17 protein-coding genes and 1 pseudogene are annotated in these 15,460 nt (G+C 39.4%); 14 read left to right on the top strand and 4 right to left on the bottom strand.

Annotated features, from left to right (window positions below; all coding sequences use genetic code 11):
• Window positions 1-2 precede the first annotated feature (2 nt).
• From CRO04_RS10585 to CRO04_RS10565, 5 genes are all read left to right on the top strand, one after another.
• The gene (locus tag CRO04_RS10585; RefSeq protein WP_097004209.1) at window positions 3-701 is read left to right on the top strand and encodes an ABC transporter ATP-binding protein; all 699 of its coding nucleotides are present in this window, start codon (window positions 3-5) and stop codon (window positions 699-701) included.
• Window positions 695-1,495, top strand: coding sequence for a hypothetical protein (locus CRO04_RS10580; protein WP_097004208.1), 801 nt, complete (start codon window positions 695-697; stop codon window positions 1,493-1,495). The genes CRO04_RS10585 and CRO04_RS10580 overlap by 7 nt, the downstream gene beginning before the upstream one ends.
• 157 nt (window positions 1,496-1,652) lie before the next feature.
• Complete coding sequence (locus CRO04_RS10575; protein ID WP_097004207.1) at window positions 1,653-3,518, top strand: TIGR03960 family B12-binding radical SAM protein; 1,866 nt, start codon at window positions 1,653-1,655, stop codon at window positions 3,516-3,518.
• Entirely contained in the window at window positions 3,502-4,212 is a 711-nt protein-coding gene (locus CRO04_RS10570; RefSeq protein WP_097004206.1) for a TIGR03936 family radical SAM-associated protein, read from the top strand. The genes CRO04_RS10575 and CRO04_RS10570 overlap by 17 nt, the downstream gene beginning before the upstream one ends.
• Window positions 4,205-5,401 (top strand): ribonuclease E/G, encoded by a 1,197-nt coding sequence (locus CRO04_RS10565; RefSeq protein ID WP_097004205.1) that lies wholly within the window; start codon window positions 4,205-4,207, stop codon window positions 5,399-5,401. The genes CRO04_RS10570 and CRO04_RS10565 overlap by 8 nt, the downstream gene beginning before the upstream one ends.
• A 24-nt stretch (window positions 5,402-5,425) precedes the next feature.
• Here the strand turns inward: CRO04_RS10565 and CRO04_RS10560 are convergent, their stop codons facing one another.
• Complete coding sequence (locus CRO04_RS10560) at window positions 5,426-6,613, bottom strand: MFS transporter (RefSeq protein ID WP_097004204.1); 1,188 nt, start codon at window positions 6,611-6,613, stop codon at window positions 5,426-5,428.
• A 231-nt stretch (window positions 6,614-6,844) separates the two neighbouring features.
• On the opposite strand from CRO04_RS10560, the gene rplU reads away from it, so the two are divergent.
• The 8 genes and pseudogenes from rplU (at window position 6,845) to rsfS (ending at window position 11,104) form a co-directional block, all read left to right on the top strand.
• Window positions 6,845-7,153 carry a 50S ribosomal protein L21 gene (gene rplU, locus CRO04_RS10555; protein WP_025233053.1) on the top strand — a complete coding sequence of 103 codons (309 nt, stop codon included), beginning with the start codon at window positions 6,845-6,847 and terminating at the stop codon, window positions 7,151-7,153.
• Between the two features lie 2 nt (window positions 7,154-7,155).
• Window positions 7,156-7,494, top strand: a complete 339-nt coding sequence (locus CRO04_RS10550) for a ribosomal-processing cysteine protease Prp (protein WP_097004203.1) — start codon at window positions 7,156-7,158, stop codon at window positions 7,492-7,494.
• Between the two features lie 3 nt (window positions 7,495-7,497).
• Window positions 7,498-7,788 (top strand): 50S ribosomal protein L27, encoded by a 291-nt coding sequence (gene rpmA, locus CRO04_RS10545; RefSeq protein ID WP_097004202.1) that lies wholly within the window; start codon window positions 7,498-7,500, stop codon window positions 7,786-7,788.
• A gap of 116 nt (window positions 7,789-7,904) precedes the next feature.
• Entirely contained in the window at window positions 7,905-9,188 is a 1,284-nt protein-coding gene (gene obgE / locus CRO04_RS10540) for a GTPase ObgE (RefSeq protein WP_097004201.1), read from the top strand.
• 13 nt (window positions 9,189-9,201) lie between these two features.
• Entirely contained in the window at window positions 9,202-9,498 is a 297-nt protein-coding gene (gene yhbY, locus CRO04_RS10535; protein WP_097004200.1) for a ribosome assembly RNA-binding protein YhbY, read from the top strand.
• Window positions 9,498-10,127, top strand: a pseudogene (nadD, locus tag CRO04_RS27300) (nicotinate-nucleotide adenylyltransferase); the annotation flags it as partial. The gene yhbY and the pseudogene nadD, both read left to right, overlap by 1 nt.
• Before the next feature lie 24 nt (window positions 10,128-10,151).
• Complete coding sequence (gene yqeK, locus CRO04_RS27295) at window positions 10,152-10,748, top strand: bis(5'-nucleosyl)-tetraphosphatase (symmetrical) YqeK (protein ID WP_097004319.1); 597 nt, start codon at window positions 10,152-10,154, stop codon at window positions 10,746-10,748.
• Window positions 10,745-11,104 (top strand): ribosome silencing factor, encoded by a 360-nt coding sequence (gene rsfS, locus CRO04_RS10520; RefSeq protein WP_097004199.1) that lies wholly within the window; start codon window positions 10,745-10,747, stop codon window positions 11,102-11,104. The genes yqeK and rsfS overlap by 4 nt, the downstream gene beginning before the upstream one ends.
• Before the next feature lie 109 nt (window positions 11,105-11,213).
• Here rsfS and lexA read toward each other — a convergent pair whose 3' ends face one another.
• Window positions 11,214-11,834: a transcriptional repressor LexA gene (gene lexA / locus CRO04_RS10515; protein WP_097004198.1), complete on the bottom strand. Its 621-nt coding sequence runs from the start codon at window positions 11,832-11,834 to the stop codon at window positions 11,214-11,216.
• Between the two features lie 170 nt (window positions 11,835-12,004).
• On the opposite strand from lexA, the gene yneA reads away from it, so the two are divergent.
• Window positions 12,005-12,307 carry a cell division suppressor protein YneA gene (gene yneA / locus CRO04_RS10510; protein WP_097004197.1) on the top strand — a complete coding sequence of 101 codons (303 nt, stop codon included), beginning with the start codon at window positions 12,005-12,007 and terminating at the stop codon, window positions 12,305-12,307.
• Window positions 12,308-12,366: 59 nt separating this feature from the next.
• Here the strand turns inward: yneA and CRO04_RS10505 are convergent, their stop codons facing one another.
• Window positions 12,367-13,422: a tyrosine-type recombinase/integrase gene (locus tag CRO04_RS10505; RefSeq protein WP_097004196.1), complete on the bottom strand. Its 1,056-nt coding sequence runs from the start codon at window positions 13,420-13,422 to the stop codon at window positions 12,367-12,369.
• Window positions 13,423-14,632: 1,210 nt separating this feature from the next.
• On the bottom strand, window positions 14,633-15,265 hold the full coding sequence (locus CRO04_RS10500) for a hypothetical protein (protein WP_097004195.1): 633 nt from the start codon (window positions 15,263-15,265) through the stop codon (window positions 14,633-14,635).
• Between the last annotated feature and the right edge of the window lie 195 nt (window positions 15,266-15,460).

The following is a 15,460-nucleotide window of genomic DNA, read 5'->3' as shown; positions in this document are numbered from 1 at the left end:
GTATGAATCCATTACTTGAATGTAATACGTTAAGCAAACGTTACGGCAGTGTAACTGCTTTATCTGACATCAATCTGACACTGGAAAGGGGCAGAATCATAGGACTTCTCGGCCCCAACGGAAGCGGAAAGACCACATTGATTAAGCTGATCAATGGATTGCTGGTTCCAACCAGCGGTCAGATTATGATTGATGGTACAAAACCAGGAATAGAAACGAAAAAAATCGTTTCCTATCTCCCGGATAAGACCTACTTAAATAATTGGATGAAAGTTAAAAATCTGCTGGATTTTTTTGGTGATTTTTATGATAATTTTGATAAAAAACGAGCCTATGATATGCTGGAAAAACTTCATATCAATCCCAATGATTCTTTAAAGACAATGTCAAAAGGAACGAAAGAAAAAGTACAGCTTATTCTTGTTATGAGCCGTAATGCGGACCTTTATGTACTGGATGAGCCAATTGGAGGCGTTGATCCCGCTTCCAGAGATTATATTCTGGATACCATTATCAGCAATTACAATGAAAATTCCACGGTCCTCATTTCCACACACCTGATTGCAGACATTGAAAATGTTCTGGACGAAGCGATCTTCATTCAAAATGGCCGCATCACCCTTCAATCCACAGTAGATGATATCCGTGTGAAAGAAGGAAAATCAGTTGATGCTTATTTCAGGGAGGTATTCAAATGTTAGGAAAATTGATCAGACACGAACTAAAAGCAACAGCACGCTATTTTTTACCGCTGTTTCTGATTGCTATTGCGCTTACGCCAATTACCAGATTTACACTATGGATTGGGAATTATCCTCCGATTTTACAGTTTATTCCCACCGTTATTGTTTTTGTATATGTAGCAACTTTGATTATTGTTGCCAGTGCAAGCATCTTACTGATAATTCACCGTTTTTATAAGAGTATGGTTACAGATGAAGGTTATTTAATGCATACCCTCCCGGTTTCTACAGAAAGTCATATTATTTCAAAACTGACTGTTGCCAGTATTTGGACTGTCAGCAGCTGGCTGGTGATTTTCATATCAATATTTGGTATGTTTTATACATCAGATCGTTTTTCTGTATTAACTGATAAGCTTTCTTACGCATGGTTTTATATTAACACCACGCTGAACAGTTCCCTGCTGGTCCTGTTTATCATTGAGTTCCTGTTTATGTTATTATTTGGTATCTTTACATCACCTTTAATTTACTACGCAGCTATAGCGCTCGGTCAGGTGATCAGTAAGAATAAGATATTAGGCTCCATTGTCGGTTATTTTATTATCCAGATAGCATCACAGATCATCGGAGTAATTGTTATGGTACCCCTCGGGGTCTACGGCGACAAGCTCAATGATTCTGCAAATTCCATACTTGCCTATTTTGCAAATTTCTTCTTTCCGATAATGATTCTTTTTGCGGTATTCATGCAATTACTTCTTTTCGGGATTACCGATTATATTTTCAAGAAAAAACTGAATCTGGAATAATCCGTTCAGGCGTTGATTCATTTTTATGGGTCAATGCCTTTTTTGTTCCAATTTCTGTAGTTTTGGCGAATAATGTTGCTTAATCCTGTAAAGTATTTTATAATTAAACTTTGATCAATAATAATGTGCATCTGGCACAAGATAAAAAGGAATTAATATGAAAAAATTAGCTTTATCAGACGAAATACTATTAAGTATTGAAAAACCTGCCCGGTATATTGGGAATGAAGTCAATATGGCAAGAAAGGATCCTGATTCGGTAGACATCCGATTTGGTATGTGTTTTCCGGATGTTTACGAAATTGGAATGTCCCACCTTGGAATACAGATTTTATATGATATGTTTAACAGGAGAGATGACATCTACTGTGAACGTATTTTTTCTCCTTGGACTGATTTAGACAAGATAATGAGAGAGAAGAAGATTCCTCTTTTTGCACTGGAATCTCAGGATCCGATTAAGGAGTTTGATTTTATTGGAATCACACTCCAATATGAAATGTGTTATACCAACATTCTGCAGGTCCTGGATCTGGGGCAGATCCCCCTTCATGCATCTGACCGCCAGGAGAGCGATCCAATTATCATCGGAGGCGGTCCCTGCGCATACAATCCGGAACCTCTTGCTGCATTTTTTGACATGTTTTATATCGGTGAAGGAGAAACCGTTTATTTTGAACTGATGGACCGCTATAAGGAGAATAAAAAAGCAGGGGGCAGCCGCAGAGAATTTCTTGAGATGGCCGCTGAAATCGAAGGAATCTATGTTCCTTCTTTTTATGATGTGTCCTACAATGAGGATGGAACCATTAAAAGCATGACACCCAACAACCCTCATGCAAAGGCAACCGTTACCAAACAGCTGGTTGTTCGTATGGATGACGCTGTTTACATCGAAAAACCGCTGGTTCCATTTATTAAGGTAACCCAGGACCGTGTTGTTCTGGAGATTCAACGAGGCTGTATCCGGGGCTGCCGCTTCTGTCAGGCAGGTAATGTTTACCGACCGATGAGAGAACACAGTCTGGAGTATTTAAAAGATTACGCCTATAAGCTGTTAAAGAATACCGGACATGAGGAAATCTCCTTAAGTTCCTTAAGTTCCAGTGATTACAGTGAACTGGAAGGAATCGTTAATTTTTTAATTGATGAATTCAAGGGCAAAGGCGTCAATGTTTCCCTTCCTTCTCTTCGAATCGATGCATTTTCACTGGATGTTATGAGTAAAGTTCAGGATATCCGTAAGAGCAGTCTGACCTTCGCTCCGGAGGCTGGCTCCCAGAGACTTCGGGATGTGATTAATAAGGGACTTACAGAAGAAATCATTTTAAAAGGAGCCGCAGAAGCGTTCCGTGGAGGCTGGAACCGGGTAAAACTCTATTTTATGCTGGGTCTTCCTACAGAGACAGCAGAGGACATGGAAGGAATTGCAGAGCTTTCAGAGAAAGTAGCTGAAGTTTACTATGAGATTCCCAAAGACCAGCGCAATGGTAAAGTACAGGTTGTTGCCAGCTCCTCATTCTTTGTGCCAAAGCCATTTACTCCATTCCAGTGGGCAAGAATGTGCACAAAGGAAGAATTTTTACAGAGAGCCTATCTGGTGAAGGATAAATTCCGTACCATGCTCAATCAGAAGAGCTTAAAATACAATTATCATGAGGCAGACTTGACGGTTCTGGAAGGAGTTCTTGCAAGAGGCGACAGAAAGATATCGGCTCTGATTGAAGAGGTATACAAAAACGGTGCTCTCTATGACAGCTGGTCTGAACACTTTAAAAATGATATCTGGATGAAGGCGTTTGAAACCTGCGGTCTGGATTCTGATTTTTATACAGTCAGGGAAAGAAGCTTAGACGAGATATTCCCATGGGACTTTATTAATGCAGGAGTATCAAAGGATTTTCTAAAAAGAGAATGGCAGAATGCCATTGGCGAAAAAGTCACCCCCAACTGCCGCATGCAGTGTACTGGCTGTGGTGCCATGAGTTTTCAAGGAGGTGTCTGCTATGAAAGTAAGAATTAAATTTGCAAAACAGGGGCCTGTCAAGTTTGTGGGTCATCTTGATATCATGCGTTATTTTCAGAAAGCCATGAGAAGAGCTGATGTTGATATTAAATACAGCGAAGGATTCAGTCCTCATCAGATTATGTCTTTTGCGGCTCCATTAGGGGTCGGTCTTACCAGTAATGGGGAATATATGGATATAGAGGTCCATACCATGGTGGACTGTGAGACCTTAATGAAGCAGCTTAATGATGTGATGGCAGAAGGAATTACCGTTACCGAATGCCACCGCCTCAATGATAATGCAAAGAATGCCATGTCTTTAGTTGCTGCCGCAGACTACACCATAACCTTCCGGGAAGGGAAGGAACCCGATGATAAGAAGGGCTTTTTTGACGGTCTTCAGGCATTTATAGAGCAGGACCATATTATGATTATGAAAAAATCTAAAAAGGGGGAGAGGGAAGTGGATCTTAAGAATCATATCTACCACCTTTCCGTCAGTGATAATAAAATTTTCATGAAGCTATCAGCAGGAAGTGCAGACAACTTAAAGCCGGAGCTGGTAATGGAGGCATACGACCAGTGGAGAGGGGAAGCCAGCCCGGAATTTGCATTTTGTATCCAGAGAGAAGAAGTATACGGAAATACAGGTGATGGGACCAATCCTGTTCTTACTCCTCTGGGACTTATAGGAGAATCCGTTGAATAAATTAATTATAACCAGATGGAATGGCTGTATAATCACTCTTTTGCAGTCAGGGAAGGAAACCCTTCAGATTGATATGGAGCCGGAGGAGGGTCATTCTTTTCTGGGAAATATTTATATAGGAAAAGTAAATAACATCGTAAAAAATATTAATGCAGCATTTGTTGATATTGGAAATGGGCAAATGGGGTATTTAAGTCTTGCGGACTCATCGGTTCATTTTGCAGATGGACGTCCCTATGTTGGCAGACTCCGCCAGGGAGATGAGATACTTGTTCAGGTGGAGCGGGATGCAGTAAAGACAAAAGCTCCCGTTCTCACAGGAAATTTAAATCTGACTGGCAGGTATTTTGTTCTGACCTCCGGGAAAAAACAGATCGGTTTTTCGGGCAAAATCCAGGATTCTGCGTGGAAGCATCAAATGAAAGAGTATTTGGAAGGTATGAAAGAAGACTGGGGAATCATTGTAAGAACAAACGCTTATTCTGTCCCCATGGAAGCCCTGAACCAGGAGTTGATGCAGCTAAAGGACAAACTGAACGGTATCCTTACACATGCCGGGCACCGAACCTGCTACAGTCTGTTATACAGTTCTGCGCCGTCCTATTTAGGCGGTCTGCGCGACAGTTTCCGATCTTCTCTTGAATCAGTAATTACCGATGAACCGGATATTTATGGAGCGGTAAAAGAATATTTAACAGAACATCAGAAGGAAGATCTGCATCTTCTGGCTTATTACGAGGATTCACTGCTTCCCTTAAAAAAACTGTACCGGATTGAAAAAACCGTAAAGGAAGCCCTTGGGAAAAAAGTATGGATGAAATCCGGAGGATATCTGGTTATTGAACCCACCGAAGCCTTAGTTGTTATTGATGTAAACACCGGCAAATACTCCGGGAAAAAAGCGCTTCGTGAGACGATCATGAAAATCAATCTGGAAGCGGCCGGGGAAATCGCGCATCAGATCCGGCTTAGAAATCTATCGGGTATTATTGTAATTGATTTTATTGATATGGATAATGAAGAAGATAAAAAAATACTATTGAAGCGTTTGGAAGAAATTGTTTCCAGAGATCCTGTTAAAACCACAGTCGTAGAAATAACCAAACTAAATCTGGTTGAATTGACAAGAAAGAAAATTAGAAAACCGCTTTATGAACAGGCTTTACAGATGGGGGAGATTTCATTATGAAAACTCCCCCTCTGTAAAGGTATGTCATGAAGTTTGACCGGCATTCTTTTTCTGATGCCAGATTTTAAAATTGACAGCAGATAAAATAACAACAAAAACAACATTAAATATCAGGATGCTGATTGCAGCTACAATTCCCACACGGTCGGCTGCTCCGCCGACAATCTGGGGAGTAAAAATACCTCCCATGGCAGAAATTGCAGTCAGAAGTGACATTCCAAAGGTAGAACCCTGAATCAATGGTCCTGCATTGGCAATACAGGTTGGATAAATTCCGGATAAGAAGTAACCAAGTCCAAGCAATGAGATCGTCACCAAAGGTAACGAATTTACTTTAATCAGAATAAATAAGCAGACTGCACTTCCTATGGAATGAATCAGCAGTATCGTACTTCTATGCATTTTTTTAGACATTGCTGCACAAACTAACCGTCCCCCCATAATAACCAGCCAGGTAAGAGACACCAATGTTGTGGCAAATTCAGCACTCATCACTCCTGTATTCTGAAGATAGGTAACAAACCATCCATTGATGCAGTTTTCAACTCCAAGATAAAAAAACAGAATAAAAGCAATGCAGTAAAATGGAAAAGAGCGCAGAAATCCTCTGTTCCCTGCAACGGTACTGCTGGATTTACTTTTTCTGTCACCGATCAATTGATAATTCATGGTTCCATATGAAATTGCGGAGAAAATTGTTAATATAACGATCATATAGAGCGTTACTTTCCATCCAAATCCCAGTTTCATCATCGCTGCTGTAATCAAAGGAGCAAGGAACGCCCCGATTGCAAAGGAACAGTGAAGAATATTCAGTTTACTGGTGGCTGCGTCTCCATAGATATCGTTGACTGCCGCATTATTTAAAATAGTAATACAGCCCCGTGCAAAGCCGTAAAGCAGTATAACCGCGTACATGACTGAAAGCGGAGGTAATAGGCTTAAAACCAGCAGGGAAGATGGAACAAAGAGAGTAACCATGGTAATGGATTTCTTTTTTCCCATAATAGAAACCATAACAGGGAAAATAAAGCTGGAAGAAAGATTGCCAATAGCCATAATTGATAAAAGTCCTCCGGCTGCAAGAAAGCTGATTCCCGCTTCCTTTATTATAGATGGAAGTATGGCTCCTATTACTAAAACCGCCATGCCGCTGACCGCATATCCGTAGCAGCAACGGATAAAAATTGAATTTCTCTGATCTGTTTTCATTGGTATATTACCCCCTTTTATAGTCAAACTTTGACCATTATACTAAGAGTTCCGGGAAAATACAAGGAGAAGTCATAAAAACCCTGCTTTTTCTCATAATTTTGCAGAAAAAATATTGACATAACCTTTTAGGAATGCTATATTTATACAGTATGCCGCACAATGAGGTTAAAAAGTTTCTGTTATTACAGAACACCATAGTTGGCGAGTAATGATAATAGGAGGTGCCATATGTACGCGATTATTGCAACAGGTGGTAAGCAGTACAAAGTAGCGGAAGGCGATATCATTAAAGTTGAAAAGCTTGGTGTTGACGCTGGTGAAGCTGTCACATTTGACCAGGTACTTGTTGTAAACAATGGTGAATTAGCAGTAGGCTGCCCGACTGTAGCAGGTGCTACCGTAACAGGTACAGTTGTAAAAGAAGGCAAAGCTAAGAAAGTTATTGTTTACAAGTATAAGAGAAAATCTGGATACCATAAGAAGAATGGTCACAGACAGTCTTATACTCAGGTTAAGATCGAAAAGATCAATGCTTAATCATGATAAGAGTAACCGTATTTGTTGATTCAGAACAACGTTATACAGGAATTGAACTGTCAGGACATGCTGGGTTGGCTGATAATCATCAGGATGGGCAAGAACTTGTCTGTTCCGCTGTTTCAGCTTTAACTTTTAATATGGCCAACAGTGTGGAGCAATTCACAGAGGATTCTTTTGAAGTGAATCAGGAAGAAAAGACAGGATCTTTTCAGTTTCGGTTTACTTCTGACATAAGTTCCGGGTCGCAGCTCCTTATGAATTCTCTGGTATTCGGATTACAGGATATTGAGGAAGAATATGGAGAACCATATATTAAAATCCGATTTAAGGAGGTGTAAGTGATGTTAAAGATGAACCTTCAATTTTTCGCTCATAAAAAGGGTGTTGGTTCTACAAAGAACGGCAGAGATTCCGAGTCTAAGAGATTAGGTGCCAAAAGAGCTGATGGTCAGTTCGTGTTAGCTGGCAATATTCTTTACAGACAGCGTGGAACTCACATTCATCCAGGCATCAACGTAGGCCGCGGCGGTGATGATACATTATTCGCTTTAGTGGATGGCGTTGTGAGATTTGAGAGAAAAGGCAGAGACAAAAAGCAGGTTTCTGTTTATCCAAAAGCAATTAACGAATAATTGGACCGGCTTCATACCTTGACGTATGGAGCCGTTTTTTACGATACGCCCATTAGTCTGAATATAGAATAATGGGATTTGATTTTTTTATCAGTAGAAAGGAAACAGGTGAATGAATGTTTGCCGATAGAGCAAAAATATATATAAGATCCGGAAAGGGCGGCGACGGTCATGTCAGCTTCCGGAGAGAACTTTACGTTCCCTGCGGCGGACCCGACGGCGGTGACGGCGGCAGAGGCGGTAATATTATATTTGAAGTGGATGAAGGACTGAATACCTTAAGTGACTTCAGACATATTCACAAGTATACAGCGCAGGATGGCGAACCGGGCGGGAAGCGACGGTGTCATGGAAAAGATGGCAGCGACTTAATCATAAAAGTACCGGAAGGAACCGTTTTAAAGGATTTTGAATCCGGAAAAGTAATTGCCGACATGTCAGGAGAAAACCGCCGTGAGGTTATATTAAAAGGCGGCAGAGGCGGACAGGGTAACATGAATTTCGCTACCCCTACCATGCAGGCACCGAAGTATGCTCAGCCGGGGCAGCCCTCGCAGGAGCTTTGGGTTCAGATGGAATTAAAGGTAATCGCTGATGTTGGTTTAGTAGGATTTCCTAATGTAGGAAAGTCAACTCTTTTATCAAGAGTCAGCAATGCCAGACCTAAAATTGCCAACTACCATTTCACTACATTAAACCCTCATCTGGGAGTTGTTGATATAGATGGAGGAAAAGGTTTTGTAATGGCAGATATCCCCGGACTGATTGAGGGAGCTTCTGAAGGCATTGGACTGGGACATGATTTTCTCCGCCATATTGAGAGGACAAGAGTGCTGGTTCATGTTGTTGATGCAGCTTCAACAGAAGGCCGTGACCCGATCGCCGATATCATAGCTATTAATAAAGAGCTTGAAGCTTATAATCCGGATTTAATCAAGCGGCCTCAGATTATAGCTGCGAACAAGATTGATGCCATTTTTGAAGATGGTGAGAGTCCTGTTGACAAACTGAAAGCTGAGTTTGAGCCTAAGGGTATTAAAGTTTATCCCATCTCTGCAGTCAGCGGACAGGGAGTCAAGGAACTGCTGTATGCTGTCTATGAACTGCTTAAAACAGTCAATTTAAGTCCTATGGTCTTTGAAAAGGAATTTGACTTAAAGAGCCTGTCCGGAGTAATGCTGCCTTACTCTGTGGAAGTAACAGAAGATGGTGTCTATGTTGTTGAAGGCCCCCGTATTGAAAAAATGTTAGGTTATACGAATCTGGAATCTGAGAAGGGCTTCAGTTTCTTCCAGAAGTTCTTAAAAGAAAATGGAATACTGGAAGAACTGGAAAATGCCGGAATCCAGGAAGGCGATACGGTCCGCATGTATGGTCTTGAATTTGACTATTACAAGTAACAAGGAGAATAATATGACAAGTAAGCAGAGATCCTATTTAAAAGGATTAGCGATGAATATAGATCCAATCTTTCAGATTGGAAAGTCCAGCCTGACCCCTGAGATCACCAATGCGATCGCAGAAGCTTTAGAAGCAAGGGAATTGATCAAAATAACTATTTTAAAAAATTGTGCAGACGATGGAAACAGCATTGCCTCAGTTCTTTCTGAACGGACCCATTCTGAGATCGTTCAGGTAATTGGGAGAAAAATTGTTCTTTATAAACAGGCGAAAGACGAAACGAAAAGAAAAATTGTTCTTCCTAAATAATGAAGCCTGATTTTCAGGCCAGGGAGTCGGTAATTATGGGTAATATAGGGATAATGGGCGGAACATTTGATCCGATCCACAATGGTCATCTGATGCTGGGAGAGCAGGCATGGAAGGAATATCAGCTGGACGAGGTATGGTTTATGCCCTCCGGTCATCCACCTCACAAAAATGACAGAAAGGTAACGGATCCTGGGGTCCGCCTTGCGATGACGGAGCTTGCTGTACGCGGGAAAACAGGATTCATCTGCTCAGATTTTGAGGTCAGAAGGAATGGCAGTACCTATACGTCTCAGACTTTGAAGCTGCTGCGGGAAGCATATCCACAGCATCAGTTCTTTTTTATTATAGGAGCAGATTCTCTTTATGAAATTGAAAAATGGTATGAACCGGATCAGGTCCTGTCTCAGGCTGTATTTTTGGCCGCAAGACGGGAATATGAAGATGCGCACCCATCCATGGAAAAGCAGATAGCTATTCTTCATAACAAATATAACGCAGATATACGGATTCTTCATTGCGAAGAGATGGATATTTCTTCCGAAATGCTGCGGGAACGGATTGCAAAAGGTCTTTCTGTTTCAGATTATGTACCCCCTGAGGTATTTGAATTTATTAACAATCAAGGCTTATATCAGGAGAAGGATAAAAGCATGATAGATGATATTACGGAATTGAGAAACGATTTAAAAGAGAAATTGAGCCCTTTAAGATACGAGCACACATTAAGTGTTTCTTTTATCTGTACCGCATTGGCAATGTGTTACAGTTTTAATTTAGATCAGGCTGAGCTTGCCGGTTTGCTACATGACTGTGCAAAGCACTACGGAAATGAAGAGATTATTAAAAAATGCCGGAAACAGGATATTCTATTAACTGACGATGAACTTAAAGCCCCAGTCGTGCTTCATGCCAAATACGGCGCATGGCTGGCGGAGCATAAATATAATATAACTGACCAAGAGGTGATAAATGCCATACGGTGGCATACGACAGGAAGACCAGACATGTCCCTGCTTGAGAAAATCGTATTTACGGCAGATTTTATAGAACCAAGACGGGAGAGGGCGCCGGATCTGCTTCATATTCGTTCTCTTGCATTTACTGATTTGGATGAATGTGTTTATCAGATTCTTAAGAATACTCTTGAATATCTGGAAAGCAAAGGAAAATTTGTGGACTCTGTTTCAAACCAGGCATATGCTTATTATAAACAGGTTCATAACGAAAAGAAGGGAGAAACAAGATGAATCAATCCATGGATATGGTAAAAACTGCTTATGCAGCTTTATCTGATAAAAAAGGTGAGGAAATCAGCATCATTGACATACGAAACGTATCAGTTCTTGCCGATTATTTTATTATCGCCAGTGGTACCAATTCCAACCAGGTACAGGCAATGGTGGACAATGTAGAGGAGGAACTGGGGAAAAAGGGATATGTATGCAAGCAGATAGAAGGCTACCAGAATGCCAATTGGATCCTTATGGATTATGGCGATATCATCGTTCATGTATTCGACAAGGAAAACCGTCTTTTCTATGATCTGGAGCGAATCTGGCGAGATGGGAAGACAATCGCGGTAGAAGATCTGGAAGAAAAATAGATTGAAATAGTATAAGAATATTTATGAGCGGCTTCACAATTAGTGTAAGCCGTTTATTTTAAGGTTAAGGTTGACATAAAATAATTATGTAACCTTAACCTTATTTCATTTAGTGAATTCCCAGTCGGAACAATCCAATCACTTTACCAAGTATCTCCACATGATCTACAATAATAGGGTCCATAGAATCATTCTCAGGCTGAAGTCTGTATTGTCCTTTCTCTTTAAAGAAGCGCTTTACGGTAGCGGAATCATCCACCAGTGCTACAACGATCTCTCCATTCTGCGCAGTGGAACAGTGTTCCACAATAATCTGATCCCCCTCCAATATCCCTGCATTAATCATGGAGTTACCCCTGACCTTTAACATGAACGTCTCTGTGTTCGGCAGCAGATCGGAGGGAATGGGATAGTAATTTTCAATATTCTCTTCCGCGTACAGAGGCTGCCCAGCAGCAACAGTACCCAGTATGGGGACGTTCACAACTTCACGGCGGGTAAGATTAAAGCAGTCATCAATAATCTCAATTGTACGTGGTTTGGTCGGATCTCTTCTAATATAGCCTTTTTCCTCAAGCGTTTCTAAATGAGAGTGTACCGATGAAGTAGACTTCAGATGAACCGCTTCGCAGATCTCTCTGACTGCAGGCGGATATCCCTTCTTTAAAATAGTCTCTTTTATATATTCTAAAATCTCCTGCTGTTTGGGTGTAATTTTTTCTTGCGCCATAACACAGCCTCCTCATTCCTATTCATTAAAACTATAGTAACATATGTTCGAGAAAAATGCAAACCTTTGTTCGAAAAAATGCAAAACAGATTGACAAACATATGTTCTTAGTGCTATTATTACATCAGATAAACGGAACATATGTTCTTGCTTGAGGAGGAATGCATATTATGAAACAGTTGATCATGTTAACCCTGACAGTTTTGCTGGGATCTCATTTTTGCGGACATTCCCTAATGAATGTATTGGCAGGAGAAGTGGGGACTCCGTCATTGGAAAAGTATTATACCAGTATAGAGATAAAGAACGGAGACAGTCTTTGGAGCATTGCAGGCCGGTATGCTGAAAACAGCGGGATGACAACCGCTCAATATGTACGGGAATTAAAAAGTATGAACCGGTTGAAAGAAGATACCATTCATTCCGGCCAGCATCTGACCGTAGCCTATTTTGTTCAAAGCCAGGTGAAGTAACCCGGCTTTGAACTCCATTTCAGAAGTATTAATACAAATCTGAAACTTTCCTCACATATTTATACTTCCCTCAATTTCACTTTATTTCTGGCACTGCGACGGCGTTCATCCTCCAATGCCGCATAATGCTTCTTAGTAGTATTAACATCAGAATGCCCCAGAACATCTGCCACTAAATATATATCGCCGGTTTCTTTGTATAGAGAGGTACCATAGGTGCTGCGAAGCTTATGGGGAGTAATCTTTTTTAAAGGTGTCACCAGTCTGGAATATTTTTTAACCAGATTTTCCACACTGCGGACACCAATTCTTTTTTTCTGCATGGATAGAAAAAGAGCATGTTCATTTCCTGCTTCAGGGGTAATCTGATTGCGTTCTTCCAGGTAATCCTGAAGAGCATCCTCAACTTCAGAACCGAAGTAAACCGTTACCTCTTTTCCTCCCTTTCTATGTATACGTATGCCACCATTTTTGAAATCAATATCATTAAGGTCCAGACCAACACATTCTGAGACACGAATTCCAGTACCAAGTAAAAGCGTCAGCAGTGCAAGATCCCGAACTTTTGTTTTCTCGTGATAAGCTTTTTGTTTCTCTGTTAACGATTCCCCTTTTTCTACTTCATCGAGCAGAAGCGCAACTTCATCTACATCCAGACGAATAATTTCCTTCTCATGCAGTTTAGGAAGCTGAATTAGTGCTGCCGGATTGTTTTGAAGCCGTTCATTGCGGTAATAATAATTATAGAAGCTTTTTAAAGAGGAGACTTTTCGCATGATTCCCCGCTCTTTGTTGGTTATTTCCTGATTTCTATCATTAAAACGGTATTTTAAGTATTCCATATATTCCTCAATATCAACAACCCTGAGTGTATTTAGAAAATCTAGCGGAATATTTCTCATCTCAATTTTACGAATAACTGGATTTTCTTTCTGAAGAAAATCAAAAAACACCTTTAAATCATAAGCATAAGCGATCCTGGTCCGGGAGGACGTGCGAGGCTCAATGCCACGGAAAAAGTCACCACAGAAGAGGGGAAGTTCTTTGATCAGCTCACGCAAATGCTTTACATTCTCTATGTCTTTTTGCTGATGGTAGGAGAGAGTACTTTTCATGGATTCACCTCATTTATGTTTAATTTATTATAAGTTATGCAGTTAAATAGGATATCACTTTACATATTTTAACAAAATAACAATAATAATACAAGACGACAACATTGTTTTGGACATAAAGAGATACCCGAAGGGTGTTACCTTTAAAAAGATATAGCCAAACAATCCTAAATTAATAGTATTTTCACAATTTTTAAGTTGTTTAAAGTATTTTTATATATTTTTTACAAGTTTTAATCTATACTAAAAAGAAAGGAGGGTGACCAATGGTTATTTATAAAAATAAAGAAATGGAACAGATTAAGAAATGAGGAACATATTTATTTTTCTAAGCGGGGTTTTATGTTTCTTTCTGATTTCTACTTTATTAAGCATACTATAATCTATTGTACAGCCGATTGCCAGCCCATAAAGTAGTAGGAATACTTTAAAACATATTGCTATGAAGTATAAGACATAGACGACTTAAAAAGAGAGGGTCACAAGCCATGATTTAACGCATGGCCTGTTAACCCTCTTTTTCTATACCAACTATTCGTTAAACTAGACTTTCGCGAATAGTTGAAACCGTCACTTACTCTTGAAGCCGCCACGCAATAATTATATCATAATTCCAACATCTTTTACAAGTTGTTGGTTTTTTATATTCGGGAGGAATTTTATATGCAGTCCTACATCGCTACTGCTTCGGACGCAGAAACCTCTAAGTCTTGAAGAGATTCCCATTCAAGACTTAGAGGTTTCTGCGGATTTTGACCAAACTTCCGAAGAATTACTTTATTTGATTAACAATAACCTGACGCAAATCAATGAATATGTTGGTTTCACTGTTACTGTTGGATTTGCTCTGATTGTTGTATATATCATCATGAAGCCAGTTTTTTTCTTGCTCTCCGCTCTCTTCTGCTTTCCCTGTTACGCTTCTTCGGCTCTCCCGGCTAACTATTCTGAAGCTCTCTTAAAGGGGTATGATAATCCGGATCTGCCGATAAGTGATAACTATTCAGATTAAGCAATTATAAAGAATACGGAATTCTAAAAGACTTTATCAAACCTTCAATGGTTCAATTACATCATTTTTGAAGCAGTTGCATAATAAAATTGCACTTCTGAATAGACGGAATTGATAGCTCCAATTATATATTTTATTAAAACAATTTTTATGATTATGCTATTTTTAGCAACTCAATCTTAAGTATTGATCATCGCTTTATAATTTTATCATTTTATAAATTATTATAGCCAACAATACGACTTGCAATATGTTTATAGAGCAAGAAAGGATAAAACAAAACCAGAAATGATTATATTTATGCTTTACGCTTTTTATATTCTTTAAGTATCTCTTTCTTTGAACCAGTTCGCCCCCAAGTGCTCCCATGTAACCTAAATATATAATAGCAGCCACTCCAACAAACATTAGATTTAAAGAGCCAGGATTTATTCCATTTATAATTATATTAAATCGTTTTAAAAAATATGAAAAACAAATAGGAAAAGCAATCAAAAAAACAGCTTTTGAAAATAGGCTATAATCATAAGTTACATCTATATTAACATCATTAAATTCTACTTCTTGTTTATTTGATGAAAAAATATAATGTTTATTATTTTTTGCTATTAAATTCCATTTATTATAATCTATACGAAAATTAGCATTTCTAATTCTAGGAACCACCTTATAATTTGAGACAGTTGGTTTTTCTATCTTATAACAATCAGCCCATGAATTACTTTTATATAAAATCAATCCCAATCTACTCATTTTTTCATACAAAATTTCTAAATCGCAGACTCCTAAACATGAGTATAAATGTATAAACCAAATATATTTTCCCAACATAGAATAAACACACCTTTCACTTTTTGAATCTACAACTACAATTGGCAACCTGCATGTTTTTCTCACTTTAACTAAATTGTACCAAGTCGCTAGCGCGACGGCTAGCCCCAGTTACCATGTTACCCACTACTTTTTTCATATTTATAAAAAAATAGTAGCGGTTTTTGCTTTTATGTTTTATTGTTGAATCACCAC

The sequence above is a fragment of the Lacrimispora amygdalina genome, assembly GCF_900205965.1.
GTDB lineage: Bacteria > Bacillota > Clostridia > Lachnospirales > Lachnospiraceae > Lacrimispora > Lacrimispora amygdalina_A.
Note: the sequence above shows the minus strand (reverse complement) of the source record. Positions and strands in the feature narration are given on the sequence as shown.